The organism is Pseudomonas sp., assembly GCF_030147005.1.
Taxonomy (GTDB): Bacteria; Pseudomonadota; Gammaproteobacteria; order Pseudomonadales; family Pseudomonadaceae; genus Aquipseudomonas.
The window spans coordinates 1-23051 of sequence record NZ_JASLAW010000213.1; the positions used below are offsets into that span (position 1 = coordinate 1).

Genomic DNA, 23051 nt, shown 5'->3' on the forward strand with positions numbered 1-23051 from the left:
CTCGCGAAAGCGGCGTGACCGACACACCTGCATCGACTGACACGCCGCCTTCGCGAGCACGCCCGCTCCCACAGGTTGATCAGTGGCGGTCTGGGTAATCTGAGTGAAGTTGGCCGAGAAGTGCATCCTTCTCTTCCCACAACCGGTTGATCCAACCCTGGAAGGCCAACCGATACTCCCCATCCTGCTCATAATTCTTGCCAATGAACTCGGCCGGGATCTGCACCTCTTCAAACTGCACCACAACATCCTTCACATTGCCGCACAGCAAGTCCCAATACCCTGGGCGCCCGGCAGGGTAGTGAATGGTCACGTTCACCAGTGACTTCAATTGCTCACCCATGGCATCCAGCACAAACGCGATTCCGCCGGCCTTGGGCTTGAGCAGATAGCGAAAGGGCGATTTCTGTTGCGCGTGCTTGCCCGGCGTAAACCGTGTGCCTTCGGCAAAGTTGAAGATGCCTACCGGGTTGTTGCGAAACTTCGCACACGTCTTGCGGGTGGTTTCCAGGTCCTTGCCTTTCTTCTCCGGGTGTTTTTCCAGGTACGCCTTGCTGTAGCGCTTCATGAACGGGAAGCCCAGCGCCCACCACGCCAGGCCAATCACCGGTACCCAGATCAGCTCCTGTTTGAGAAAGAACTTCAGCGGGCGAATCCGTCGATTGAGCACGTATTGGAGCACCATAATGTCGACCCAGCTCTGATGGTTACTGGTCACCAGATAGGAATGCTGATAGTCGAGGCCTTCAAGGCCGCTCAAGTGCCAGCGCGTGCGCCGTACCAGGTTCATCCAGCCTTTGTTGTTGGTGACCCAGGCTTCGTGCGTGTGGTTCATCAACCATTCGCTGAAGCGTTTGGCGAAGGGCAGTGCCTTGAACAGCGCCACGATAAACAGAAAAGAGCACAGCAGGATCGTGTTCAGCGCCAACAGCAGGGACGCGATTACCCCGCGTACGGCGGCAGGTAGAAAATCCAGCATTTAGATATCCATAGGTCGGTTGGCGGCTTGGATCGCGGTCAGAGCGATGGTGTACACGATGTCGTCCACCTGGGCGCCGCGTGGCAGGTCGTTGACCGGTTTGCGCAGGCCCTGGAGCATCGGCCCCAGGCTTACGCAATCGGCGCTGCGTTGCACGGCTTTGTAGGTGGTGTTGCCGGTATTCAGGTCAGGGAACACGAATACCGTGGCCTTGCCGGCGACCTGGCTATTGGGAGCCAGTTGCCGGGCCACGCTCTCATTGGCGGCGGCGTCGTATTGCAGCGGGCCGTCGATCAGCAGCGAGCTCTGTTGCTCGTGGGCAAGCAGGGTGGCCTCGCGGACTTTTTCCACTTCCTCGCCGCTGGCCGAGTCGCCGCTGGAATAACTGATCATCGCCACGCGCGGCACGATGCCGAACGCAGCCGCCGAGTCGGCGCTTTGCAGGGCGATTTCCGCCAGCTCCGCAGCGCTTGGGTGCGGGTTCATGACGCAGTCGCCATAGACCAGCACCTGCTCGGGGAACAGCATGAAGAACACCGACGACACCAAGGTGCAGCCTGGGGCCGTTTTAATCAGCTGCAAGGCCGGGCGGATGGTGTTGGCGGTGGAGTGGATCACCCCGGAAACCAGGCCGTCCACTTCGTCCAGGGCGAGCATCATGGTGGCGATCACCACGGTGTCTTCCAGTTGCTGCTCGGCCATTGGCGCGTTCAGGCTCTTGCTCTTGCGCAGTGCGACCATCGGTTCGACGTAGCGTTGGCGGATCAGGTCCGGGTCGAGAATCTCCAGGCCTTCGGGCAGTTCGATACCCTGGGCGCGCGCCACCGCTTCCACGTCCGCCGGCTTGGCCAGCAACACACAACGGGCGATGCCGCGCGCCTGGCAGATTGCAGCGGCCTGTACGGTCAACGGCTCGCTGCCTTCGGGCAACACGATGCGTTTGTTGGCGGCCTGGGCGCGCTGGATCAACTGGTAGCGGAATACCGCGGGTGACAGGCGCATTTCCCGTGGCGTGCCGCAGCGTTGGTGCAGCCAGCGCGCATCGAGATGGCTGGCGACGAAGTCGGTGATGATCTCCGCGCGCTCGCGGTCATCGATGGGGATTTCCTTGTTAAGGCTATTGAGCTGGTTGGCGGTGTCGTAGGAACCGGTGCTCACCGACAGCACCGGCAACCCGGCCTGAAACGCACCGCGGCACAGGTCCATGATGCGTGGGTCGGGCAGGGTGTCGCTGGTCAGCAGCAGGCCAGCCAACGGTACGCCGTTGATCGCGGCCAGGCTGACGGCGAGGATGATGTCGTCGCGATCACCTGGCGTCACGACCAGCACGCCGGGCTTGAGCAATTCCACGGTGTTACGCATGGTGCGGGCGCAGATGATGATCCTGGTCATGCGCCGTGTTTCATAGTCGCCGGCATTGAGGATCTGCGCGCCCATCAGGTCGGCCACGTCGCGGGTACGTGGCGCGTTGAGTTCGGGCTGGTAGGGAATGCAGCCAAGCAGGCGGAAATCACCGCTGCGCAACAACGGCGAATGCTCTTTGAGGCGTGCCGAGAATGCCTCCATGCTTTCGTCGGTGCGCACCTTGTTGAGGATCACGCCCAGTACTTTCGGGTCTTTCGGGCCGCCGAACAATTGCGCCTGCAGTTCCACGCGGCCGGACAGTTCGGTGAGTACTTCATTTTCCGGGGCCGAGACCAGGATCACTTCGGCATCCAGGCTCTTGGCCAGGTGCAGGTTGACCCGTGCCGCATAACTGGCGCTGCGGGTCGGCACCATGCCTTCGACGATCAGCACGTCCTTGCCCACGGCGGCTTGCTGGTACAGCGTGATGATTTCTTCGAGCAGCTCATCCAGCTGGCCGTCGCCTAGCATGCGCTCTACATGGGCCAGGCCCAGGGGTTGTGGCGGTTTCAGGCCATGGGTGCGTGCCACCAGTTCGGTGGAGCGCTCAGGGCCGGTATCGCCGGGGTGCGGCTGGGCAATCGGTTTGAAAAAACCGACTTTCAACCCCGCGCGTTCCAGGGTGCGCACCAGCCCAAGGCTGATGGAGGTCAGGCCCACACCAAAATCGGTGGGCGCGATAAAAAAAGTCTGCATGCGAATTCTCTGGAGGTGCATGGCTGGGGTGGCGCTCTATGCTTGAGTGCCTACCGCGAATCAGACGCCAAGGTTATCGTTATTCGTGTGGTTGCGCACACCAGCCGCACGCAAAGGGTTGGCCTATTTTTTCAAGGCGTTGCGCGGGGTCGAGCACCCAGGCGCGTAACTGCCATGGCGGCTGGTGGCGCAGATGCTGGGTGTGGCCGCAGGACAGTTCGGCGACCCAGTGCAGGTCGTCGTCCTGACGGAATCCAGTGATCGTCGAGACCGTTGGTCGGGCCCGTCTGTCCGGGTTCTGTTCGCTTTCGGGCAAATCCTTGTTTAGACTTGTCCGTTCTTCATTCTTATGCAAAAGGTCTCGCCCCATGACGATCGCCGCTAACAAGGCTGTCTCCATCGACTATACCCTGACCAACGACGCTGGTGAGGTCATCGACAGCTCAGCCGGCGGCGCGCCGCTGGTCTACCTCCAAGGCGCGGGTAACATTATCCCAGGCCTGGAAAAGGCTCTGGAAGGCAAGGACGTTGGTGACGAACTGTCCGTCGCCGTAGAGCCTGAAGACGCTTATGGCGAATACTCCGCCGAACTGGTCAGCACCTTGAGCCGCAGCATGTTCGAAGGTGTTGATGAACTGGAAGTCGGCATGCAGTTCCACGCTTCCGCGCCGGACGGCCAAATGCAGATCGTGACCATCCGCGATCTGGACGGCGATGACGTGACCGTTGACGGCAACCACCCTCTGGCTGGCCAGCGTCTGAACTTCAAAGTGAAGATCGTTGCCATCCGCGACGCTTCCCAGGAAGAAGTGGCTCACGGCCACGTCCACGGTGAAGGCGGTCATCACCATTGATCGATGTTTTGATCAAGCTGTAGCAAAAACGCCCCGACTGGTTCGGGGCTTTTTTTTGCCTGATCTATGACGCCTACAGTCCATACGTGGAGAAGATTGGTGATTCGTGGGCAAACAAAAATGCCCCGGACCTTTCGGTACGGGGCATTTCTTAACTGTTACGCAACCTCAGGTCACGTGGCAGTTGTTACCACTTAGGCTGCAGCAGGAACGCTCAGAGCCTTGATGTGGCCATTCAGGCGGCTCTTATGACGAGCGGCCTTGTTCTTGTGGATGATGCCTTTATCGGCCATACGGTCGATAACTGGCACGGCCAGAACGTAAGCAGCTTGAGCTTTTTCAGCGTCTTTGGTGTCGATGGCTTTAACTACATTCTTGATGTAGGTACGAACCATGGAACGCAGGCTGGCGTTGTGGCTGCGACGCTTCTCAGCCTGTTTTGCACGTTTTTTGGCGGAAGGTGTGTTGGCCACCGTCGAGCTCCTCGAAAGACTTTTTAGGAAATAGCAAACAAAATAGGCCGCGAATCATGCCGATGACTTGATGGGTTGTCAAGGGCGGCTGATGCGAACTGCTGAGTGGTCGATCTGAAGAGGCGGGTGATTTATTTCCGGCGCTTGACCTGTAAACTCGCGAGCTTTGGCTCTGTGCTGTTGCAGGCGCGCAGTATCGCATAAGTAGGCGCTTTGTTCGCCTGCTCTTTATCTATAGGCGCAAACTCTTTCAATGAATCTGCTCAAATCGTTGGCTGCCGTCAGCTCTATCACGATGATCTCCCGGGTTTTGGGGTTTGTGCGTGACACCCTGCTGGCACGCATTTTTGGCGCCAGTATGGCCACGGACGCCTTCTTCATCGCCTTTAAATTGCCCAACCTGCTGCGCAGAATCTTCGCCGAAGGCGCGTTTTCCCAGGCATTCGTGCCGATCCTGGCCGAATACAAGACTCAGCAGGGGGAGGAGGCAACCCGCACCTTTATCGCCTATGTCTCGGGCCTGCTGACGCTGGTGTTGATGCTGGTGACCGTCCTCGGCATGCTCGCCGCGCCCTGGGTGATCTGGGCCACGGCCCCCGGTTTTGCCAATACCCCGGAAAAGTTCGCGCTGACCACCGATCTGCTGCGCGTGACCTTTCCTTATATATTGCTGATCTCTCTGTCATCCCTCGCCGGGGCGATCCTCAATACCTGGAACCGTTTCTCGGTGCCGGCCTTCGTGCCGACGCTGCTGAACGTCAGCATGATTATCTTCGCGCTGTTTCTCACGCCGTACTTCGATCCACCGGTCATGGCCCTGGGTTGGGCAGTGCTGGCCGGCGGCCTGGCGCAGTTGCTCTACCAACTGCCGCATTTGAAAAAAATCGGCATGCTCGTACTGCCGCGCCTGAATCTCAAGGACACCGGCGTGTGGCGCGTGATGCGCAATATGCTGCCGGCGATCCTTGGCGTGTCGGTCAGCCAGATTTCGCTGATCATCAACACCGCGTTCGCTTCGTTGCTGGTGTCCGGCTCGGTGTCGTGGATGTATTACGCCGACCGGCTGATGGAATTGCCGTCCGGCGTACTCGGCGTGGCCCTCGGCACGATCCTGCTGCCGACCCTGGCGCGCACCTACGCCAGCAAGGACCGCCAGGAATATTCACGCATTCTCGATTGGGGGCTGCGCTTGTGCTTTGTGCTGGTGCTGCCCTGTTCGCTAGCGCTGGGTATCCTGGCCGAGCCGTTGACCGTGTCGCTGTTTCAATACGGCCAATTCGACGCCCATGACGCCCTGATGACGCAGCGTGCTCTGGTCGCCTATTCCGTCGGTCTGCTGGGCATTATTGTCATCAAGGTGTTGGCGCCGGGCTTTTATGCCCAGCAGAACATCCGCACGCCGGTCAAAATCGCGATTTTCACGCTGATCGTCACGCAACTGCTCAACCTGGTGTTTATCGGCCCGCTGGCCCATGCCGGCCTGGCGCTGGCGATCAGTGCCGGTGCGTGCATCAACGCCGGCCTGCTGTTTTATCAACTGCGCAAACAGCAGATGTACCAGCCGCAGCCAGGCTGGGGGCTGTTTGCCCTCAAGCTGTTGGTCGCCGTGGCGATGATGTCCGTCGTGTTGCTGGGCCTGATGCACGTTATGCCGGCCTGGGACGAGGGCCATATGCTGGAGCGCTTCATGCGCCTTGGCGTGCTGGTGGTGGCGGGCGTGGTGGTGTACTTCGGGATGTTGCTGCTGCAGGGTTTCCGCCTGCGCGATTTCAATCGCAAGTCGCTGGGGTAGCGAGTTTGCCGCGATAAAACCGCTGTTTTATCGAATCGATCCATCTGGCCTGTGCTGTTGCCTGTCGTCCGGGGCCGGGTGTGGTTATAATCGACCACTTTATGAGCAAGAAGCGCGTTATGCAGCTGGTTCGAGGTCTCCACAACCTGCGCCCCGAGCATCGGGGCTGCGTCGCCACTATTGGCAACTTTGACGGTGTTCACCGTGGCCACCAGGCTATCCTGGCCAGGTTGCGCGAACGTGCGGTCGAGTTGGGCGTGCCCAGCTGTGTGGTGATTTTTGAGCCACAGCCGCGGGAGTTCTTTACCCCGGAAACGGCGCCGGCCCGTCTGGCCCGCTTGCGGGACAAGTTGCAGTTGCTGGCGGAAGAAGGCGTGGACCGCGTCCTCTGCCTGGCTTTCAACCAGCGTTTGCAAAGCCTCAGCGCCGCCGAGTTCGTCGACCGCATCCTCGTCGATGGCCTGGGCGTGCAGCATCTGGAGGTCGGCGACGACTTCCGTTTCGGTTGCGACCGCGTCGGAGATTTCGATTTCCTGCAACATGCCGGCGTCAGCCAGGGTTTTACCGTCGAAGCCGCGCAAACCGTCGAACTGGACGGCCTGCGCGTGAGCAGTACCCAAGTGCGTAACGCCCTGGCCGCTGCCGACTTCGCCTTGGCCGAGCGTTTGCTCGGTCGCCCGTTCCGCATCGCCGGGCGGGTACTGCACGGCCAGAAGCTGGCGCGCCAACTGGGCACGCCAACCGCCAACGTGCAACTCAAGCGCCGTCGTGTGCCGCTGACCGGGGTTTACCTGGTGAGTGTCGACATCGACGGCCAATCGTGGCCGGGAGTCGCCAACATAGGCGTCAGGCCCACGGTTGCAGGTGATGGCAAGGCCCACCTGGAAGTTCACCTTTTGGATTTTGCCGGTGATTTATACGACCGGCGTTTAACGGTGGTTTTCCACCAGAAGCTGCGTGAAGAGCAGCGTTTCGCCTCCCTTGAGGCGTTGAAAACGGCGATCAATGCGGATGTCGCCGCCGCCCGTGCACTAGCCGCACCTAGCGCCCATCGCTAACCGAAGAGCCTTAAATGACCGACTATAAAGCCACGCTAAACCTTCCGGACACCGCCTTCCCAATGAAGGCCGGCCTGCCACAGCGCGAACCGCAGATCCTGCAGCGCTGGGACAGTATTGGCCTGTACGGAAAGTTGCGCGAAATTGGCAAGGATCGTCCGAAATTCGTGCTGCACGACGGCCCTCCTTATGCCAACGGCACGATTCACATCGGTCATGCGCTGAACAAGATTCTCAAGGACATGATCCTGCGTTCGAAAACCCTGTCGGGCTTCGACGCGCCGTATATCCCGGGTTGGGACTGCCACGGCCTGCCGATCGAACACAAAGTCGAAGTGACCTACGGCAAGAACCTGGGAGCGGACAAAACCCGCGAACTGTGCCGTGCCTACGCCACCGAGCAAATCGAAGGGCAGAAGACCGAGTTCATCCGCCTGGGTGTCCTGGGCGAGTGGGACAACCCGTACAAAACCATGAACTTCAAGAACGAGGCCGGTGAAATCCGCGCCTTGGCCGAAATCGTCAAAGGCGGTTTCGTGTTCAAGGGCCTCAAGCCCGTGAACTGGTGTTTCGACTGTGGCTCGGCCCTGGCCGAGGCGGAAGTCGAGTACGAAGACAAAAAGTCCTCCACCGTCGACGTGGCCTTCCCGATCGCCGACGAGGCCAAGCTGGCCGAAGCCTTCGGCCTGGCATCGCTGGCCAAGCCTGCGGCCATCGTGATCTGGACCACCACACCGTGGACCATCCCGGCCAACCAGGCGCTGAACGTGCACCCGGAATTCACCTACGCCCTTGTGGACGTCGGTGACCGCTTGCTCGTACTCGCTGAAGAAATGGTCGAAGCCTGCCTGGCCCGCTACGCGCTGCAAGGTTCGGTCATCGCGACCACCACCGGTTCCGCGCTGGAGCTGATCAACTTCCGTCATCCGTTCTATGACCGTCTGTCGCCGGTCTATCTGGCTGACTACGTTGAACTGGGCTCGGGCACCGGCATCGTTCACTGCTCGCCTGCCTATGGCGTGGACGACTTCGTGATCTGCAAAAAGTACGGCCTGGTCAACGATGACATCATCAACCCGGTGCAAAGCAACGGTGTGTACGTGCCGTCGCTGGAGTTCTTCGGCGGCCAGTTCATCTTCAAGGCCGACCCCGGAATCATCGAAAAGCTGCGTGAAGTCGGTGCGCTGATGCAAACCGCCACCATCCAGCACAGCTACATGCATTGCTGGCGCCACAAGACCCCGTTGATCTACCGCGCCACCGCGCAGTGGTTTATCGGCATGGACAAAGAGCCGAGCAGCGGCGAAACCCTGCGCGTGCGTTCGCTCAAAGCCGTCGAAGGCACCAAGTTCGTCCCGGCCTGGGGCCAGGCGCGCCTGCACTCGATGATCGCCAATCGCCCGGACTGGTGTATCTCCCGCCAGCGTAACTGGGGCGTGCCGATCCCGTTCTTCCTGAACAAGGAAAGCGGCGAGCTGCACCCGCGCACCGTCGAGCTGATGGAAGTCGTGGCCCAGCGCGTTGAACAGGAAGGCATTGAAGCCTGGTTCAAAATGGACGCCGCCGAGCTGCTGGGTGATGAAGCGCCGCAGTACGACAAGATCAGCGACACCCTCGACGTCTGGTTCGACTCGGGCACCACCCACTGGCACGTGCTGCGCGGTTCGCACCCGATGGGCCACGAGACCGGCCCGCGTGCCGACTTGTACCTGGAAGGTTCGGACCAGCACCGTGGCTGGTTCCACTCATCGCTGCTGACCGGTTGCGCCATCGACAACCATGCACCGTACCGGGAACTGCTGACCCACGGCTTCACCGTCGACGAAAACGGCCGCAAGATGTCCAAGTCGCTGAAGAATGTGATCGAGCCGAAAAAGATCAACGAGACCCTGGGCGCCGACATCATGCGTCTGTGGGTCGCGTCGACCGATTACTCGGGCGAGATCGCCGTGTCGGAGCAAATCCTGGCCCGCAGCGCCGATGCCTACCGTCGCATACGTAATACCGCGCGCTTCATGCTGTCGAACCTGACCGGTTTCAACCCGGCCACCGACCTGCTGCCGGCCGAAGACATGCTCGCCCTCGACCGTTGGGCCGTGGACCGCACCCTGTTGCTGCAGCGCGAGTTGCAGGAACACTACGGCGAGTACCGTTTCTGGAATGTCTACTCGAAGATCCACAACTTCTGCGTACAGGAGCTGGGTGGTTTCTACCTCGACATCATCAAGGACCGCCAGTACACCACCGGCGCCAACAGCAAGGCCCGCCGCTCGGCGCAAACCGCGCTGTACCACATCAGCGAAGCGCTGGTGCGCTGGATCGCACCGATCCTGGCGTTCACCGCCGACGAACTGTGGGAATACCTGCCGGGCGAGCGTAACGAGTCCGTCATGCTCAATACCTGGTACGAGGGCTTGACCGAACTGCCGGCCGACTTCGAACTGGGCCGTGAGTACTGGGAAGGCGTGATGGCCGTGAAGGTTGCGGTGAACAAGGAGTTGGAAGTGCAGCGCGCGGCCAAGGCCGTGGGTGGCAACCTGCAAGCCGAAGTCACCCTGTTTGCCGAAGACGGCCTGACCGCCGACCTGGCCAAACTGAGCAACGAACTGCGCTTTGTGTTGATCACCTCTACCGCAAGCCTGGCACCTTTCACCCAGGCTCCGGCAGACGCCGTGGCTACCGAGGTACCGGGCCTGAAGCTCAAAGTGGTCAAGTCGACCTTCCCTAAATGCGCCCGTTGCTGGCATTGCCGCGAAGATGTCGGCGTGAACCCTGAGCATCCGGAAATCTGCGGTCGTTGCGTTGATAACATCAGCGGTGCTGGCGAGGTTCGCCACTATGCCTGATAACAGCATGCCTAACGCCAGCCGTTTCGGACGTCTGGGCTGGCTCGTACTGAGCTTGCTGGTTCTGGTCATTGATCAGGTCAGCAAAGCTCATTTCGAAGGCACCCTGGAAATGTTCCAGCAAATCGTGGTGATCCCGGATTACTTCAGCTGGACCCTGGCCTACAACACCGGCGCGGCCTTCAGCTTCCTGGCTGATGGCGGTGGTTGGCAGCGTTGGTTGTTCGCGCTGATCGCCGTGGTGGTGAGTGCGGTGCTGGTCGTCTGGCTCAAGCGCCTGGGTCGTGATGACACCTGGCTGGCCATTGCCCTGGCCCTGGTGCTGGGCGGCGCGCTGGGCAACCTGTACGACCGCATTGCCCTGGGCCATGTGATTGATTTCATCCTGGTGCACTGGCAGAACCGCCATTACTTCCCGGCGTTCAACTTTGCCGACAGTGCTATCACCGTCGGTGCAATCATGCTGGCGCTGGATATGTTCAAGAGCAAGAAAACCGGAGAGACCGTCAATGACTGATCAGGTATTGGCTGAGCAACGCATCGGCCAGAACACGGAAGTCACTTTGCATTTCGCATTGCGCCTGGAGAATGGCGACACGGTCGACAGCACGTTCGACAAAGCCCCGGCGACTTTCAAGGTCGGTGACGGCAACCTGCTGCCGGGTTTTGAAGCGGCTCTGTTCGGGTTCAAGGCCGGCGACAAGCGCAACCTGCAGATCCTGCCGGAAAATGCCTTTGGCCAGCCCAACCCGCAAAACGTGCAGATCATCCCGCGTTCGCAGTTCGAAGGCATGGAGCTGTCGGAAGGCCTGCTGGTGATCTTCAATGATGCGGCGAATACGGAATTGCCCGGCGTGGTAAAAGCTTTCGATGACGCGCAAGTGACCATCGATTTCAACCACCCGTTGGCCGGCAAGACACTGACCTTTGACGTCGAGATTATCAACGTCAAAGCGCTGTAACTGACCGCACGCGGTCTAAAATGTGGGAGCGGGCTTGCTCGCGAATGCGCCATGTCAGTCAGCGAATGCTTGAACTGATCCACCGCTTTCGCGAGCAAGCCCGCTCTCACCTTTGATCTCCATTGTCGGTTGGGTCAGGGTTAACTGACTCAATGTGGCTGCAAGACACGAGGCACAGCATGCAAATCAAACTCGCCAACCCCCGTGGCTTCTGTGCCGGTGTGGACCGGGCGATCGAAATCGTCAACCGCGCCCTGGAAGTCTTCGGGCCGCCGATTTATGTGCGGCATGAAGTCGTCCACAACAAGTTCGTGGTCGAAGATCTGCGTGCTCGCGGCGCCATCTTCGTCGAAGAACTCGACCAGGTGCCCGATGATGTAATCGTCATCTTCAGCGCCCACGGCGTTTCCCAGGCCGTACGCACCGAGGCGGCCGGCCGTGGCCTGAAGGTATTCGATGCCACATGCCCGCTGGTGACCAAAGTACACATCGAAGTGGCACGCTACAGCCGTGACGGCCGTGAATGCATCCTGATCGGCCACGCCGGCCACCCGGAAGTCGAAGGCACCATGGGCCAGTACGACGCCAGCAATGGCGGCGCCATCTACCTGGTGGAAGACGAAAAAGACGTCGCCAACTTGCAGGTAAAAAACCCGGAACGCTTGGCCTTTGTCACCCAGACTACCTTGTCCATGGATGACACCAGTCGCGTTATCGATGCCCTGCGCACGCGCTTCCCGGCCATTGGCGGCCCACGCAAGGACGACATCTGCTACGCCACGCAAAACCGCCAGGATGCAGTCAAGCAACTGGCCGATGAGTGCGATGTGGTGCTGGTGGTCGGCAGCCCCAACAGCTCAAACTCCAACCGCTTGCGTGAGTTGGCCGAGCGCATGGCCACGCCTGCGTACCTGATCGACGGCGCCGAGGATATGCAGCGTAGCTGGTTCGACGGTGTCGGGCGCATCGGCATCACGGCAGGCGCCTCGGCCCCGGAAGTCCTGGTGCGTGGCGTGATCCAGCAATTGCACGCCTGGGGCGCCACCGGCGCCGATGAATTGGCGGGTCGAGAAGAAAACATTACGTTTTCAATGCCCAAGGAGCTGCGGGTACGCTCGCTGCTCTGAACCTCTGGGGAGCTCGATCAACTTCGGCATAACGCCTGCTCGGTCTTTTCACTGCGCAGGCTGATACGCCCGCTGGGCGCCAGCACTACCTGATACAGGCTCTGTGCTTGCTCGGTGTCGCACACATGCACCGTGCCGGCACGAAATCCGCCGCCTGCGAACACCGGCTCCCCCAAACCGCTGAAGCGAACCTGGCTGGCGACCGGCCCATTACCTGCAACCGTTACGCGCCCGCTGTCCTGTCGCTCCAATAGCACCGGATTGTCGTCGTCCAAATGGCCGCGCCCACTGTTATCCAGTATCACCCGCCACCCTTGGCTCCAATCTTCATCCCGTGCATGGATGACCACCGCACGATTGCGTGCGATCGCCTCGGTTCGCGCATAACGTAGCCCGTCGGCCAGTGATTGGGCCACGCTTTGCCGCTGCTGCGATTCCAGCAACCCTTTGAAGTTGGGTATGGCCAGTTGCGCCAGAAAGCCCGTCACGATCAGCCCCAGCAGTAATTCGATCAAGGTGAACCCTCGTTGTGTCATGTGCGTCCCTCCGTGGATGCGAGTGATCTAACTGGCAGGCATAGGTATAGCGCCTGGTCCCTGGGGCTGAATGATGGCCTTTATGTCCAATGTATTTCCCTTTGTTCCGGTAGCGGCACCGGCCAAAAACCGACGCTAGTCTTGGGGCGCACAGCAGGAATTTCCTGTTTTTCTACGGCCTTCGACATGGATGACGACGGTAATGTCTTTCTGCCGGAATACATTTTTTCTACGCGCTTTTCACCGGCACCAATCCGGTATGACGCTGATCGAGGTGCTGGTAGCCCTGCTGGTCCTGGCTCTAGGGCTGCTGGGTGCCGCAGCGATCCAGCTCAACGCGCTCAAATACACCGACAGCGCAAGGATGACCAGCCAAGCCAGTTTTATTGCCTACGACATGCTTGATCGCATTCGCGCCAACGCCGGTGTCGATTATTCCTGGGGGCGAGCCGAGCACGCGCCGCCGAGTACCTCGACCTCCAGCGTGCGTGACCTGGACTTGCATGACTTCGAAGCCAATATCATCGGTTTTGCAGGCAAGGACGCCAAAGGCGCCGTAGCGATCAGCGGTGACGAAGTCACTATCAGCATCAGTTGGGAGGATGTCAGGGGGGTAAGCAGCCTGGGTGGGCGGCAAACCTTCACCCTGACCAGTCGCATCGCCGATGGGCGGGGGAAGTTGCAATGATTCGTCCCGCGCGCGGTTTCGGTCTGGTGGAACTGTTGCTGGCGCTGGCCGTCGGGCTGGTACTGATCCTTGGCGCGAGCCAGGTGCTGATCAGTTCGCGCTTGACCCAGGCCAGCCAGCAGGCCGCCATGGTGCTGCAGGACGACGCGCGGTTCGTCCTGAGCAAGATGACCCACGATATTCGCCAGGCCGGCATGCTGGGGTGTTTGGCCGCGGCGTTTATAGAGAACGCCCCGGCAGCCTTTGATCGGCCGATTGGCTGGGAAGTGTCGGCAAGCGCAACTTCACTGACACTGGTGACTGCCAATACCGGCGACGTCGCCGGCAAGCCTGACTGGACGGTGGTGTCCGACTGCAAGGAGGCCGCCCAGGCTTACATCGGGGCACCGTCCGTGGTCGCGCCCGGTCAGATTCGTTTTGCCATACGTGAGCTCACCTACACCTATGAGGCGGGCCAATTGAAGATCAGTACCCCGTCGGCTCCGGCCAAGGCCGTACTGATGGATAACGTACGGGCATTCGAGATCAGTTTTGGCGTGGCGGCCAGGTCTGATTCGACGCACGTGGTGCGTTACGACAGCCACCCCGCCGACGCATCGTTGATACGCAGCGTGCGCATCTTCATGACGCTGCAAGACCCTGCCGGGCGAGTGAAAGATCAGGCCTACAGCGTCGTGGCGGCGCTGCGCAATCGGCTGGAGTAGGGCGATGACGATGATTGGACGTGGCCAGGTGCGGCAGGCGGGAATGGTACTGCTGATCAGCTTGGTGTTTCTGCTGGTGCTGTCACTGTTGGGATTGTCATCGATGCAAGGCGCGACCTCTCAGCAGAAGGTCGCAAGTAGCTTGTGGCAGCGTAATCAATCATTCCAGGCTGCCGAGAGTGGCCTGCGGCTAGGGGAGTCGGCGGTGCGCAGGGAGGGGCACGCACTGCCGGTTTGCCACTCGCTCATCAGTTGTGCGCCGCCCGATGATGCTTTTTCCTTGGTTGGCGCCGGGCCAAATCCGGTCTCGGCGGTGACTTGGGTAGCGTTCAAGGACGGGGTGTATGGCGTTCAATCCTTGGGAATCGGTACGGGTCAGGCACATTTGCCGCCGCACACCCCAGCCACGCTCTTCCGGGTGACGGCCGTCGGGCTGGGCGGGCAATCGCGCACGGTGCTGGAGACGGTGTACGCGCGTGTGGAGGAGGGCGGCGGCGAGAGGTTTCGGCGGGTCTTGTGGCGTCAACTTCAATAAGGAGCAAGCGAATGGGCATGGATAACCAGGGCTTTACCCTGATCGAATTATTGATCGCCGTGGCGATCATCGCGTTGCTGGGTGCGATCGCTTACCCCGGCTATACCGGCCACGTCAAAAGGGTATATCGGGTGCAAATCGTCGCGTTGCTGAGCGAGCAAGCTCAGCACCTGGAGCGTTTCTACACGCGCAACGGCACTTTTATTGATGCAAGTGGCGTCAGTACGGGCAATGATCACTATAGAATCAGCGCAGTATTGAACCCTCAGGATTTTGCCCTGCTAGCCACGCCGGCCACGGACTCAGTCATGACGGACGACGCTTGCGGCCAATTCAGCTTGACCAGCACCGGTATGCGGAGCAATCCGGGAGCGGCGCCGCAAATGCCGCTCAAGGCATGCTGGGGACAGTGATGAGGGTGCTGGATGAATGGGCGCCGGGCGCGCTTTTCCTTTTTTTATCGGCTGGATCGAATGATGGCTAAGCAACAGCGAGTAGTGATTGTCGGCGGCGGAGTTATTGGCTTGCTGACGGCGTACAACTTGGCTAACCGGGGGCGGGCAGTCATATTGCTGGAGCGCGCCGGGCTTGGGCAGGAGTCTTCCTGGGCCGGTGGCGGAATTGTTTCGCCGTTGTATCCGTGGCGCTATAGCCCGGCAGTGACTGCCTTGGCCCATTGGTCCCAGGATTTCTATCCGCAACTGGCACAACGGCTGTTCGCCGCGACCGGCGTCGATCCTGAAGTGCACACCACGGGCCTGTATTGGCTCGATCTGGATGACGAGGCCGATGCGCTGGCGTGGGCTGCGCGCGAGCAGCGACCCTTGAGCCAAGTGGACGTGTCGGCCGCCCATGACGCAGTCCCGGCGCTGGGCGGCGGTTATTCGCGGGCGATCTACATGGCCAATGTGGCCAACGTACGCAACCCCCGTCTGGTCAAATCGCTTAAGGCGGCGTTGTCGGCACTGCCCGATGTGACAATTCACGAGCAGTGCGAAGTCGATGGATTTATGTTGGAAGGCGACACCGTGGTGGGCGTGAGTACGCCTGCTGGCGCCATGACGGGCGATCAGATCGTGCTCGCAGCGGGTGCCTGGAGCGGGGAGTTGCTGGGAAAACTGGGCTTGGCGCTGCCCGTGGAGCCGGTCAAAGGCCAGATGATCCTCTACAAATGCGCGCCTGACTTTTTATCGAGCATGGTCCTGGCCAAAGGGCGCTATGCGATCCCACGGCGTGATGGGCACATTCTGATTGGCAGCACCCTGGAACATGCAGGGTTCGATAAAACGCCGACCGACGTCGCGCTGGAAAGTCTCAAGGCTTCTGCGCTGGAGCTGCTTCCCGCGCTGGCGAGGGCCGAGGTGGTGGGACACTGGGCGGGGTTGCGGCCCGGCTCGCCGGAAGGCATCCCCTATATCGGCGAGGTACCCGGCTTCAAAGGTTTGTGGCTAAATTGCGGGCATTACCGCAATGGTTTGGTGCTTGCGCCGGCGTCCTGCCAGTTGTTTGCCGACTTGCTGCTGGGGCATGCACCGATCATCGACCCGGCGCCTTACGCGCCCGCCGGTCGAATCAGCGCTGGATAGACTTCGGCCCTTGCTCCAGATGCGCCTGGGTGCAATACCACTCCTGACGTGAACTCAGCGCGCGATCCTGGGGCAGGTGTACGCCACAATGGGCGCAGCGCACCATCAACGCAGCATTTGGCTCGCCGGCGCGGGTTTGCCTGGCGGCAGGGCTTTTAAATTTGCGCCAGAGCCATACCGCGGCGGCAATGACGGCGATCCAGAACAATAGACGAAGCATGATGGGCAGTTTCTCGATAAGGAATGCGCCAGTTTAGCCAAGGTCGCCATGGGCGCACAGCGCAATAAATACTCGCCCATGAAAAAGGGAGCTCCTGAGAGCTCCCTTTTGCGTTGCGTCGAACAATCAGTCGAACACACCGAAGGTCATGTAGCTGAACCACGAGCGGTCCTGGTTGTTGCCCAGGGCTTGCGGCTCTTCCTCTTCGATCACGTCGCCGTTTTCGTCGTGCGGCTTGAGCTCCGAAGGAATCGCGTCCTTGGCGTCCTGGTACTGCTTGACCACGTCCTGGTTGGCGCGTGTTTCGCCTGGCGGCAGCGGTGGACGGGATTCGATCAGGCCCAGGGTGTACTTGCTCAGCCACGAACGGTTGTCGGCTTCGTCAACCTGAGGCACGAACTGGCCGTCTTTCAGGCTTGGGTGGTCCGGGTAGTTGAGCTTCAGGGTTTCCAGGCTGGTGGTGGCCAGTTCGTCCAGATGCAAGCGCTGGTAAGCCTCGGTCATCACGGCCAGGCCGTCGCCCACGGAAGGGGTTTCCTGGAAGTTCTCCACCACGTAGCGGCCACGGTTGGCGGCGGCCACGTACGCCTGACGGGTCAGGTAGTAGTGGGCCACGTGGACCTCGTAGGAGGCCAGCAGGTTGCGCAGGTAGATCATGCGCTGCTTGGCGTCCGGCGCGTAGCGACTGTTCGGGTAGCGGCTGGTTAACTGGGCGAACTCGTTGTAGGAGTCGCGGGCGGCGCCTGGGTCACGCTTGGTCATGTCCAGCGGCAGGAAGCGCGCCAGCAGGCCAACGTCCTGGTCGAACGAGGTCAGGCCCTTCATGTAGTAGGCGTAGTCCACATTCGGATGCTGCGGGTGCAGGCGGATAAAACGCTCGGCAGCGGACTTGGCAGCTTCCGGCTCGGCGTTCTTGTAGTTGGCGTAGATCAGCTCAAGCTGGGCCTGGTCGGCATAGCGACCGAACGGGTAACGCGACTCCAGTGCCTTCAGCTTCGCTGTGGCGCTGGTGTAGCTATTATTGTCCAAGTCTGTCTGAGCTTGCTGGTACAGCTCGACTTCGCTCAGGTTTTCGTCGACGACGTCCTTTGTTGACGAGCAAGCAGCAGTCATGGCGAGGATGGCGATCAGCAGCAGGTGTTTCACTTGCATGGCGGCTTGCGTCCCTATGACGGCCGCTGTCTTGGGCGGGGCCGTCCTGTTATGATGAGCGCCCCGTTGAAAGCCTCGGGGCAAAAGACGCCGTATTTAACCACAAGCGCGCAGCCGAAACCAAAGGCTGTGCCACGCCTAGTCTGAGCATGTCCGATAAAATTGAACTTCGCGCAGAGGTGCCGTCCGAATTGGGCGGCCAACGCCTCGATCAAGTCGCCGCACAATTATTCGCTGAGCACTCGCGCTCGCGCCTTTCCGCCTGGATCAAAGACGGCCGCCTGACTGTGGATGGAGCGGTTATCCGCCCGCGAGACATAGTTCATGGCGGTGCGATTCTTGAGCTGACTGCCGAGCAGGAAGCTCAAGGAGAATGGGTCGCTCAGGACATCGAACTGGATATCGTCTATGAAGACGACGATATCCTGGTCATCAACAAACCCGCAGGCCTGGTGGTTCACCCGGCGGCCGGGCACGCTGATGGCACCTTGCTCAATGCCCTGTTGCACCACGTGCCGGACATCATCAACGTGCCGCGCTGCGGCATCGTGCACCGCCTGGACAAGGACACCACCGGCTTGATGGTGGTGGCCAAGACCATTCAGGCGCAGACGCAGCTTGTTACCCAATTGCAGAGTCGCAGCGTCAGCCGGATCTATGAATGCATTGTGATCGGCGTCGTAGTGGCCGGTGGCAAGATCAATGCGCCTATCGGTCGCCACGGCCAGCAGCGCCAGCGCATGGCGGTGATGGAGGGCGGCAAGCAGGCCGTCAGCCACTATCGCGTACTGGAGCGTTTCCGCTCCCACACTCACGTGCGGGTCAAGCTGGAAACCGGGCGTACCCACCAGATCCGCGTGCACATGGCCCATATCAACTTCCCGCTGGTCGGTGATCCGGCCTACGGTGGTCGCTTCCGCATTCCGCCTGCGGCCAGCCAGACCATGGTTGAATCGCTCAAGACGTTCCCGCGCCAGGCACTGCATGCACGCTTCCTGGAGCTGGATCATCCGACGAGCGGTAAGCGCATGAGCTGGGAATCGCCGCTTCCAGACGATCTGGTCTGGTTGTTGTCGTTGCTCAAGCAGGATCGCGAGGCGTTTATCGGATGAGTGGTTGGCTGATTCCTGACTGGCCCGCGCCGTCTCAGGTCAAAGCCTGCGTCACTACTCGAGCGGGCGGCGTCAGTGTGGCGCCGTTCGACAGCCTCAACCTGGGCGATCATGTCGAGGACAGCCTCGAGGCTGTCCTGGAAAATCGTCGTCGCCTTACCGATGCCTTCGGTATCCAGCCGGCCTGGTTGCGCCAGGTTCACGGGACCACTGTGGTCGAGGCCGATCCGGGCCGTATCGCCGAAGCCGATGGCAGCTGGACCAGCACAGCGGGTATCGCCTGCACATCGATGACGGCTGACTGCTTGCCTGCATTGTTCTGCAATCGAGCGGGCACCCGTGTTGCGGCGGCTCATGCCGGTTGGCGTGGGCTGGCGGCCGGCGTGTTGGAAGCTACCTTCGAAAACCTTGGGAGCGACCCGGCCGACGTTCTGGTCTGGCTCGGTCCGGCGATTGGCCCGCAGGCCTTTGAAGTCGGCCCCGAGGTGCGTCAAGCCTTCATGCAACAGCTGCCGGCGACTGCCCAAGCCTTCGTTCCCAGCCGCAATCCCGGCAAATTCATGGCTGATATCTATCAACTCGCTCGTCTGCGCCTGGCTGCGCGGGGTATTACTGCTGTTTATGGTGGCGGTTTCTGCACCGTGACCGATCCGCGCTTCTTTTCTTACCGGCGCAGCCCACGCACCGGCCGATTCGCCTCCCTTATCTGGCTTGAACGCTAGACTGTCCTGACCTGTATCAACCATCCGCTGCTTGAATCCCCCAGAATCCACCCCATCTATAAGGGTATCTGGCAGGTTTCTTCATTCAGGATGCGTTAATCGCGAGCAAACTCGTTCGCACACAGCTCCGGCCTGCTCAAAAGGAAGGTGACTAATGCGTATTGATCGTTTAACCAGCAAATTGCAGTTGGCCTTATCGGACTCCCAGTCCCTGGCGGTCGGTCTTGACCACCCGGCGATTGAACCGGCGCACTTGATGCAGGCGCTCCTCGAACAACAAGGTGGTTCTATCAAGCCCTTGTTGATGCAGGTGGGCTTTGACGTCAACAGCCTGCGCAAGGAGTTGAGCAAAGAGCTCGACCAACTGCCGAAAATCGAAAACCCCACCGGCGACGTGAATATGTCGCAGGACCTGGCGCGCCTGCTGAATCAGGCCGACCGCCTGGCCCAGCAGAAAGGTGACCAGTTCATCTCCAGCGAGCTGGTGCTGCTCGCCGCGATGGACGACAACAGCAAGCTCGGCAAATTGTTGTTGGGCCAGGGCGTGAGCAAGAAAGCCCTGGAAAACGCCATCAACAATCTGCGCGGCGGCGAGGCGGTGAATGACCCCAACCATGAGGAGTCGCGCCAAGCCCTGGATAAATACACCGTTGACCTGACCAAGCGTGCCGAAGAGGGCAAGCTTGACCCTGTCATCGGCCGTGACGACGAGATTCGTCGCACCATCCAGGTGCTGCAGCGTCGCACCAAAAACAACCCTGTGTTGATCGGTGAGCCTGGCGTGGGTAAAACCGCAATCGCCGAAGGCTTGGCCCAGCGCATCATCAACGGTGAAGTGCCGGACGGCCTCAAAGGCAAGCGCCTGCTGTCCCTGGACATGGGTTCGCTGATCGCCGGAGCCAAGTTCCGTGGCGAGTTCGAAGAGCGCCTGAAATCGCTGCTTAATGAATTGTCCAAGCAGGAAGGGCAGATCATTCTGTTTATCGACGAACTGCACACCATGGTCGGCGCGGGTAAAGGCGAGGGGTCCATGGATGCCGGCAACATGCTCAAGCCTGCCCTGGCGCGAGGCGAGTTGCATTGCGTCGGTGCCACCACGCTTAACGAGTACCGTCAGTACATAGAAAAGGATGCCGCGCTTGAGCGACGTTTCCAGAAAGTGCTGGTGGAAGAGCCTAGCGAAGAGGACACCATCGCCATCCTGCGTGGCCTGAAAGAGCGCTATGAGGTTCACCACAAAGTCGCCATCACAGACGGCGCGATCATTGCGGCAGCCAAGTTGAGCCATCGCTATATCACTGATCGGCAGTTGCCCGACAAAGCGATCGACCTGATCGACGAAGCGGCCAGCCGCATCCGCATGGAGATCGACTCCAAGCCGGAAGTCCTCGATCGCCTGGATCGCCGCCTGATTCAACTGAAAGTCGAATCCCAGGCGCTGAAAAAAGAAGAGGATGAGGCGGCGAAGAAACGTCTGGCGAAACTCCAGGAAGAAATCGTGCGCCTGGAACGTGAGTATTCGGACCTCGAAGAAATCTGGACCTCGGAAAAAGCCGAAGTGCAGGGTTCGGCGCAGATCCAGCAGAAGATCGAGCAATCGCGCCAGGAGCTGGAGGCCGCGCGCCGCAAAGGCGACCTGAACCGCATGGCCGAGTTGCAGTACGGGGTGATCCCGGATCTGGAGCGTAGCCTGCAGATGGTTGACCAGCATGGGCACAGCGAGAACCAGTTGCTGCGCAGCAAGGTGACCGAGGAAGAAATTGCCGAGGTGGTCTCCAAGTGGACCGGTATTCCTGTGTCGAAAATGCTTGAAGGCGAGCGCGACAAGCTGCTGAAGATGGAAAGTCTGTTGCACCAGCGCGTTATTGGCCAGGAAGAGGCCGTGGTGGCGGTATCCAACGCGGTACGCCGTTCTCGCGCCGGGCTGTCCGACCCGAATCGCCCGAGTGGTTCGTTCATGTTCCTCGGCCCGACCGGCGTGGGCAAGACCGAGCTGTGCAAGGCCTTGGCTGAGTTCCTCTTTGATACCGAAGAGGCCATGGTGCGCATCGACATGTCCGAGTTCATGGAGAAACACTCGGTGGCTCGCCTGATCGGCGCACCACCAGGCTATGTGGGCTATGAAGAGGGCGGTTACCTGACCGAAGCCGTGCGGCGCAAGCCCTACTCGGTGATCTTGCTGGATGAGGTCGAGAAGGCGCACCCGGATGTGTTCAACATTCTGCTGCAAGTGCTGGAGGACGGTCGGCTGACCGACAGCCACGGACGTACGGTGGACTTTCGCAACACGGTGATCGTGATGACTTCCAACCTGGGCTCGTCGCAGATCCAGGAACTGGTGGGTGATCGCGAGGCTCAGCGGGCAGCGGTGATGGATGCGCTGACCACGCACTTCCGGCCGGAATTTATCAACCGGGTGGATGAAGTGGTGATCTTCGAGCCGCTGGCGCGGGATCAGATCGCTGGCATCACCGAGATCCAGTTGGGGCGCCTGCGTGCACGTCTGGCCGAGCGCGAATTGGCCCTGGAGCTGAGCAGCGAGGCGTTGGACAAGCTGATCGCGGTGGGTTACGACCCGGTGTATGGCGCACGGCCGTTGAAGCGTGCGATCCAGCGCTGGATCGAGAACCCGCTGGCCCAGTTGATCCTGTCGGGCAGCTTTATGCCGGGCACCAGCGTCGCGGCGACCGTGGAGAACGACGAAATCGTCTTCCATTGAGCCCCGCGGCCAGTGCTATAAGAGGAGGCCCCGCATTGCGGGGCCTTTTTTTTCGATAGGGCGTTGAACTGTAAGGCAAAGGCTTGTAAAGTGCGCCCCGCAGCAACGTCAGCCCACGGGTTTCTTCTCCCCAAGAAGAAATCAGAAAGAAGCGCAAATCATTGTCTTGAAAGCAATTTAAAGGGTTGACAGGGGTTTTTAAGATTGTAGAATAGCGCGCCTCAGAGACGCTAACGTAGCGATACGGACAGGGTCGAAGAGAAGGTTGTACAGCAGTAAAAGTTGCACATTTGAAATATGTAGTTCCGTGATAGCTCAGTCGGTAGAGCAAATGACTGTTAATCATTGGGTCCCAGGTTCGAGTCCTGGTCACGGAGCCAATTTCAAAATCGGGGTATAGCGCAGTCCGGTAGCGCGCCTGCTTTGGGAGCAGGATGTCGGGAGTTCGAATCCCCCTACCCCGACCATATTTGGGTCGTTAGCTCAGTTGGTAGAGCAGTTGGCTTTTAACCAATTGGTCGTAGGTTCGAATCCCACACGACCCACCATTTTTGAGACCAGTTAACGCTGGAATCGAATCTTAAGGTCAGAGGCCAAAAGCCCTGATCGAAGAAGGCGACTGAAAGGTCGCCTTTTTATTACCGGGGTATAGCGCAGTCCGGTAGCGCGCCTGCTTTGGGAGCAGGATGTCGGGAGTTCGAATCCCCCTACCCCGACCATATTAAAAATCCTCGTATCGAAAGATACGGGGATTTTTTTTGTCTGTTGAAATCGTTAAAAGCGACGCAAAAAATATGGGAGCGGGCTTGCTCGCGAATGCGGAGTGTCAGTCGACAAGTTCGTCACTGGCACACCGCTTCGCGAGCAAGCTAGCGAGCTAGCTTGA

22 protein-coding genes and 4 tRNA genes are annotated in these 23051 nt (G+C 60.0%); 19 read left to right on the forward strand and 7 right to left on the reverse strand.

Annotated elements, in window-relative coordinates; translation table 11 throughout:
- Positions 1-79 precede the first annotated feature (79 nt).
- The 3 genes from Q1V60_RS20055 to Q1V60_RS20065 form a co-directional block, all read right to left on the reverse strand.
- On the reverse strand, positions 80-979 hold the full coding sequence (locus tag Q1V60_RS20055) for an acyltransferase (RefSeq protein WP_300633852.1): 900 nt from the start codon (positions 977-979) through the stop codon (positions 80-82).
- Positions 980-3079 (reverse strand): phosphate acetyltransferase, encoded by a 2100-nt coding sequence (pta, locus tag Q1V60_RS20060; protein WP_300633854.1) that lies wholly within the window; start codon positions 3077-3079, stop codon positions 980-982. It abuts the gene before it with no gap.
- 79 nt (positions 3080-3158) lie between these two features.
- A complete protein-coding gene (locus Q1V60_RS20065; RefSeq protein ID WP_363321067.1) occupies positions 3159-3449 on the reverse strand; it encodes a DUF3565 domain-containing protein in 291 nt (96 codons plus the stop codon).
- Between Q1V60_RS20065 and Q1V60_RS20070 the strand changes: the two genes are divergently transcribed.
- Positions 3448-3933 carry a peptidylprolyl isomerase gene (locus Q1V60_RS20070; RefSeq protein WP_300633858.1) on the forward strand — a complete coding sequence of 162 codons (486 nt, stop codon included), beginning with the start codon at positions 3448-3450 and terminating at the stop codon, positions 3931-3933. The two genes, Q1V60_RS20065 and Q1V60_RS20070, sit on opposite strands and share 2 nt — an antisense overlap.
- Positions 3934-4127: 194 nt before the next feature.
- Here the strand turns inward: Q1V60_RS20070 and rpsT are convergent, their stop codons facing one another.
- Positions 4128-4406 (reverse strand): 30S ribosomal protein S20, encoded by a 279-nt coding sequence (gene rpsT / locus Q1V60_RS20075; RefSeq protein ID WP_003188401.1) that lies wholly within the window; start codon positions 4404-4406, stop codon positions 4128-4130.
- A gap of 253 nt (positions 4407-4659) precedes the next feature.
- Between rpsT and murJ the strand changes: the two genes are divergently transcribed.
- From murJ to ispH, 6 genes are all read left to right on the forward strand, one after another.
- Entirely contained in the window at positions 4660-6198 is a 1539-nt protein-coding gene (murJ, locus tag Q1V60_RS20080) for a murein biosynthesis integral membrane protein MurJ (protein ID WP_300633860.1), read from the forward strand.
- Between the two features lie 119 nt (positions 6199-6317).
- Complete coding sequence (gene ribF, locus Q1V60_RS20085) at positions 6318-7256, forward strand: bifunctional riboflavin kinase/FAD synthetase (protein ID WP_300633862.1); 939 nt, start codon at positions 6318-6320, stop codon at positions 7254-7256.
- A gap of 14 nt (positions 7257-7270) precedes the next feature.
- Positions 7271-10102 carry an isoleucine--tRNA ligase gene (gene ileS / locus Q1V60_RS20090; RefSeq protein ID WP_300633863.1) on the forward strand — a complete coding sequence of 944 codons (2832 nt, stop codon included), beginning with the start codon at positions 7271-7273 and terminating at the stop codon, positions 10100-10102.
- 7 nt (positions 10103-10109) lie between these two features.
- The gene (gene lspA / locus Q1V60_RS20095) at positions 10110-10619 is read left to right on the forward strand and encodes a signal peptidase II (RefSeq protein ID WP_300633884.1); all 510 of its coding nucleotides are present in this window, start codon (positions 10110-10112) and stop codon (positions 10617-10619) included.
- Positions 10620-10626: 7 nt separating this feature from the next.
- Complete coding sequence (locus tag Q1V60_RS20100) at positions 10627-11064, forward strand: peptidylprolyl isomerase (RefSeq protein WP_300633886.1); 438 nt, start codon at positions 10627-10629, stop codon at positions 11062-11064.
- A gap of 179 nt (positions 11065-11243) precedes the next feature.
- The gene (gene ispH / locus Q1V60_RS20105; RefSeq protein WP_300633864.1) at positions 11244-12191 is read left to right on the forward strand and encodes a 4-hydroxy-3-methylbut-2-enyl diphosphate reductase; all 948 of its coding nucleotides are present in this window, start codon (positions 11244-11246) and stop codon (positions 12189-12191) included.
- A gap of 17 nt (positions 12192-12208) precedes the next feature.
- Here the strand turns inward: ispH and Q1V60_RS20110 are convergent, their stop codons facing one another.
- Positions 12209-12727: a GspH/FimT family pseudopilin gene (locus tag Q1V60_RS20110; RefSeq protein WP_300633866.1), complete on the reverse strand. Its 519-nt coding sequence runs from the start codon at positions 12725-12727 to the stop codon at positions 12209-12211.
- Positions 12728-12929: 202 nt separating this feature from the next.
- Here Q1V60_RS20110 and pilV point away from each other — a divergent pair, with 202 nt between their 5' ends.
- The 5 genes from pilV (at position 12930) to thiO (ending at position 16240) form a co-directional block, all read left to right on the forward strand.
- Positions 12930-13415, forward strand: a complete 486-nt coding sequence (gene pilV, locus Q1V60_RS20115; protein WP_300633867.1) for a type IV pilus modification protein PilV — start codon at positions 12930-12932, stop codon at positions 13413-13415.
- Positions 13412-14119, forward strand: coding sequence for a prepilin-type N-terminal cleavage/methylation domain-containing protein (locus tag Q1V60_RS20120; protein ID WP_300633869.1), 708 nt, complete (start codon positions 13412-13414; stop codon positions 14117-14119). Before pilV ends, Q1V60_RS20120 begins: the two co-directional genes overlap by 4 nt.
- Before the next feature lie 10 nt (positions 14120-14129).
- The gene (locus tag Q1V60_RS20125) at positions 14130-14654 is read left to right on the forward strand and encodes a PilX N-terminal domain-containing pilus assembly protein (protein ID WP_300633887.1); all 525 of its coding nucleotides are present in this window, start codon (positions 14130-14132) and stop codon (positions 14652-14654) included.
- 11 nt (positions 14655-14665) lie between these two features.
- The gene (locus Q1V60_RS20130) at positions 14666-15067 is read left to right on the forward strand and encodes a type IV pilin protein (protein ID WP_300633871.1); all 402 of its coding nucleotides are present in this window, start codon (positions 14666-14668) and stop codon (positions 15065-15067) included.
- Positions 15068-15130: 63 nt separating this feature from the next.
- Positions 15131-16240 (forward strand): glycine oxidase ThiO, encoded by a 1110-nt coding sequence (gene thiO / locus Q1V60_RS20135; protein WP_300633873.1) that lies wholly within the window; start codon positions 15131-15133, stop codon positions 16238-16240.
- Here thiO and Q1V60_RS20140 read toward each other — a convergent pair.
- Together Q1V60_RS20140 and Q1V60_RS20145 are read right to left on the reverse strand one after the other, a co-directional pair.
- Positions 16227-16460, reverse strand: coding sequence for a PP0621 family protein (locus tag Q1V60_RS20140; RefSeq protein ID WP_300633875.1), 234 nt, complete (start codon positions 16458-16460; stop codon positions 16227-16229). The genes thiO and Q1V60_RS20140 overlap by 14 nt on opposite strands.
- 126 nt (positions 16461-16586) lie before the next feature.
- A complete protein-coding gene (locus Q1V60_RS20145) occupies positions 16587-17612 on the reverse strand; it encodes an outer membrane protein assembly factor BamD (RefSeq protein WP_300633877.1) in 1026 nt (341 codons plus the stop codon).
- Between the two features lie 149 nt (positions 17613-17761).
- Between Q1V60_RS20145 and rluD the strand changes: the two genes are divergently transcribed.
- The 7 genes from rluD (at position 17762) to Q1V60_RS20180 (ending at position 22884) form a co-directional block, all read left to right on the forward strand.
- Entirely contained in the window at positions 17762-18724 is a 963-nt protein-coding gene (gene rluD / locus Q1V60_RS20150; protein ID WP_016976299.1) for a 23S rRNA pseudouridine(1911/1915/1917) synthase RluD, read from the forward strand.
- Positions 18721-19446 (forward strand): peptidoglycan editing factor PgeF, encoded by a 726-nt coding sequence (gene pgeF / locus Q1V60_RS20155; RefSeq protein WP_300633880.1) that lies wholly within the window; start codon positions 18721-18723, stop codon positions 19444-19446. The genes rluD and pgeF overlap by 4 nt, the downstream gene beginning before the upstream one ends.
- Before the next feature lie 154 nt (positions 19447-19600).
- A complete protein-coding gene (gene clpB, locus Q1V60_RS20160; RefSeq protein WP_300633882.1) occupies positions 19601-22165 on the forward strand; it encodes an ATP-dependent chaperone ClpB in 2565 nt (854 codons plus the stop codon).
- 304 nt (positions 22166-22469) lie between these two features.
- Positions 22470-22545, forward strand: a tRNA-Asn gene (locus tag Q1V60_RS20165).
- A 10-nt stretch (positions 22546-22555) separates the two neighbouring features.
- Positions 22556-22632 (forward strand) — tRNA-Pro (locus Q1V60_RS20170).
- A gap of 5 nt (positions 22633-22637) precedes the next feature.
- A tRNA-Lys gene (locus Q1V60_RS20175) sits at positions 22638-22713 on the forward strand.
- Positions 22714-22807: 94 nt separating this feature from the next.
- A tRNA-Pro gene (locus Q1V60_RS20180) sits at positions 22808-22884 on the forward strand.
- The last annotated feature ends 167 nt before the right edge of the window (positions 22885-23051 follow it).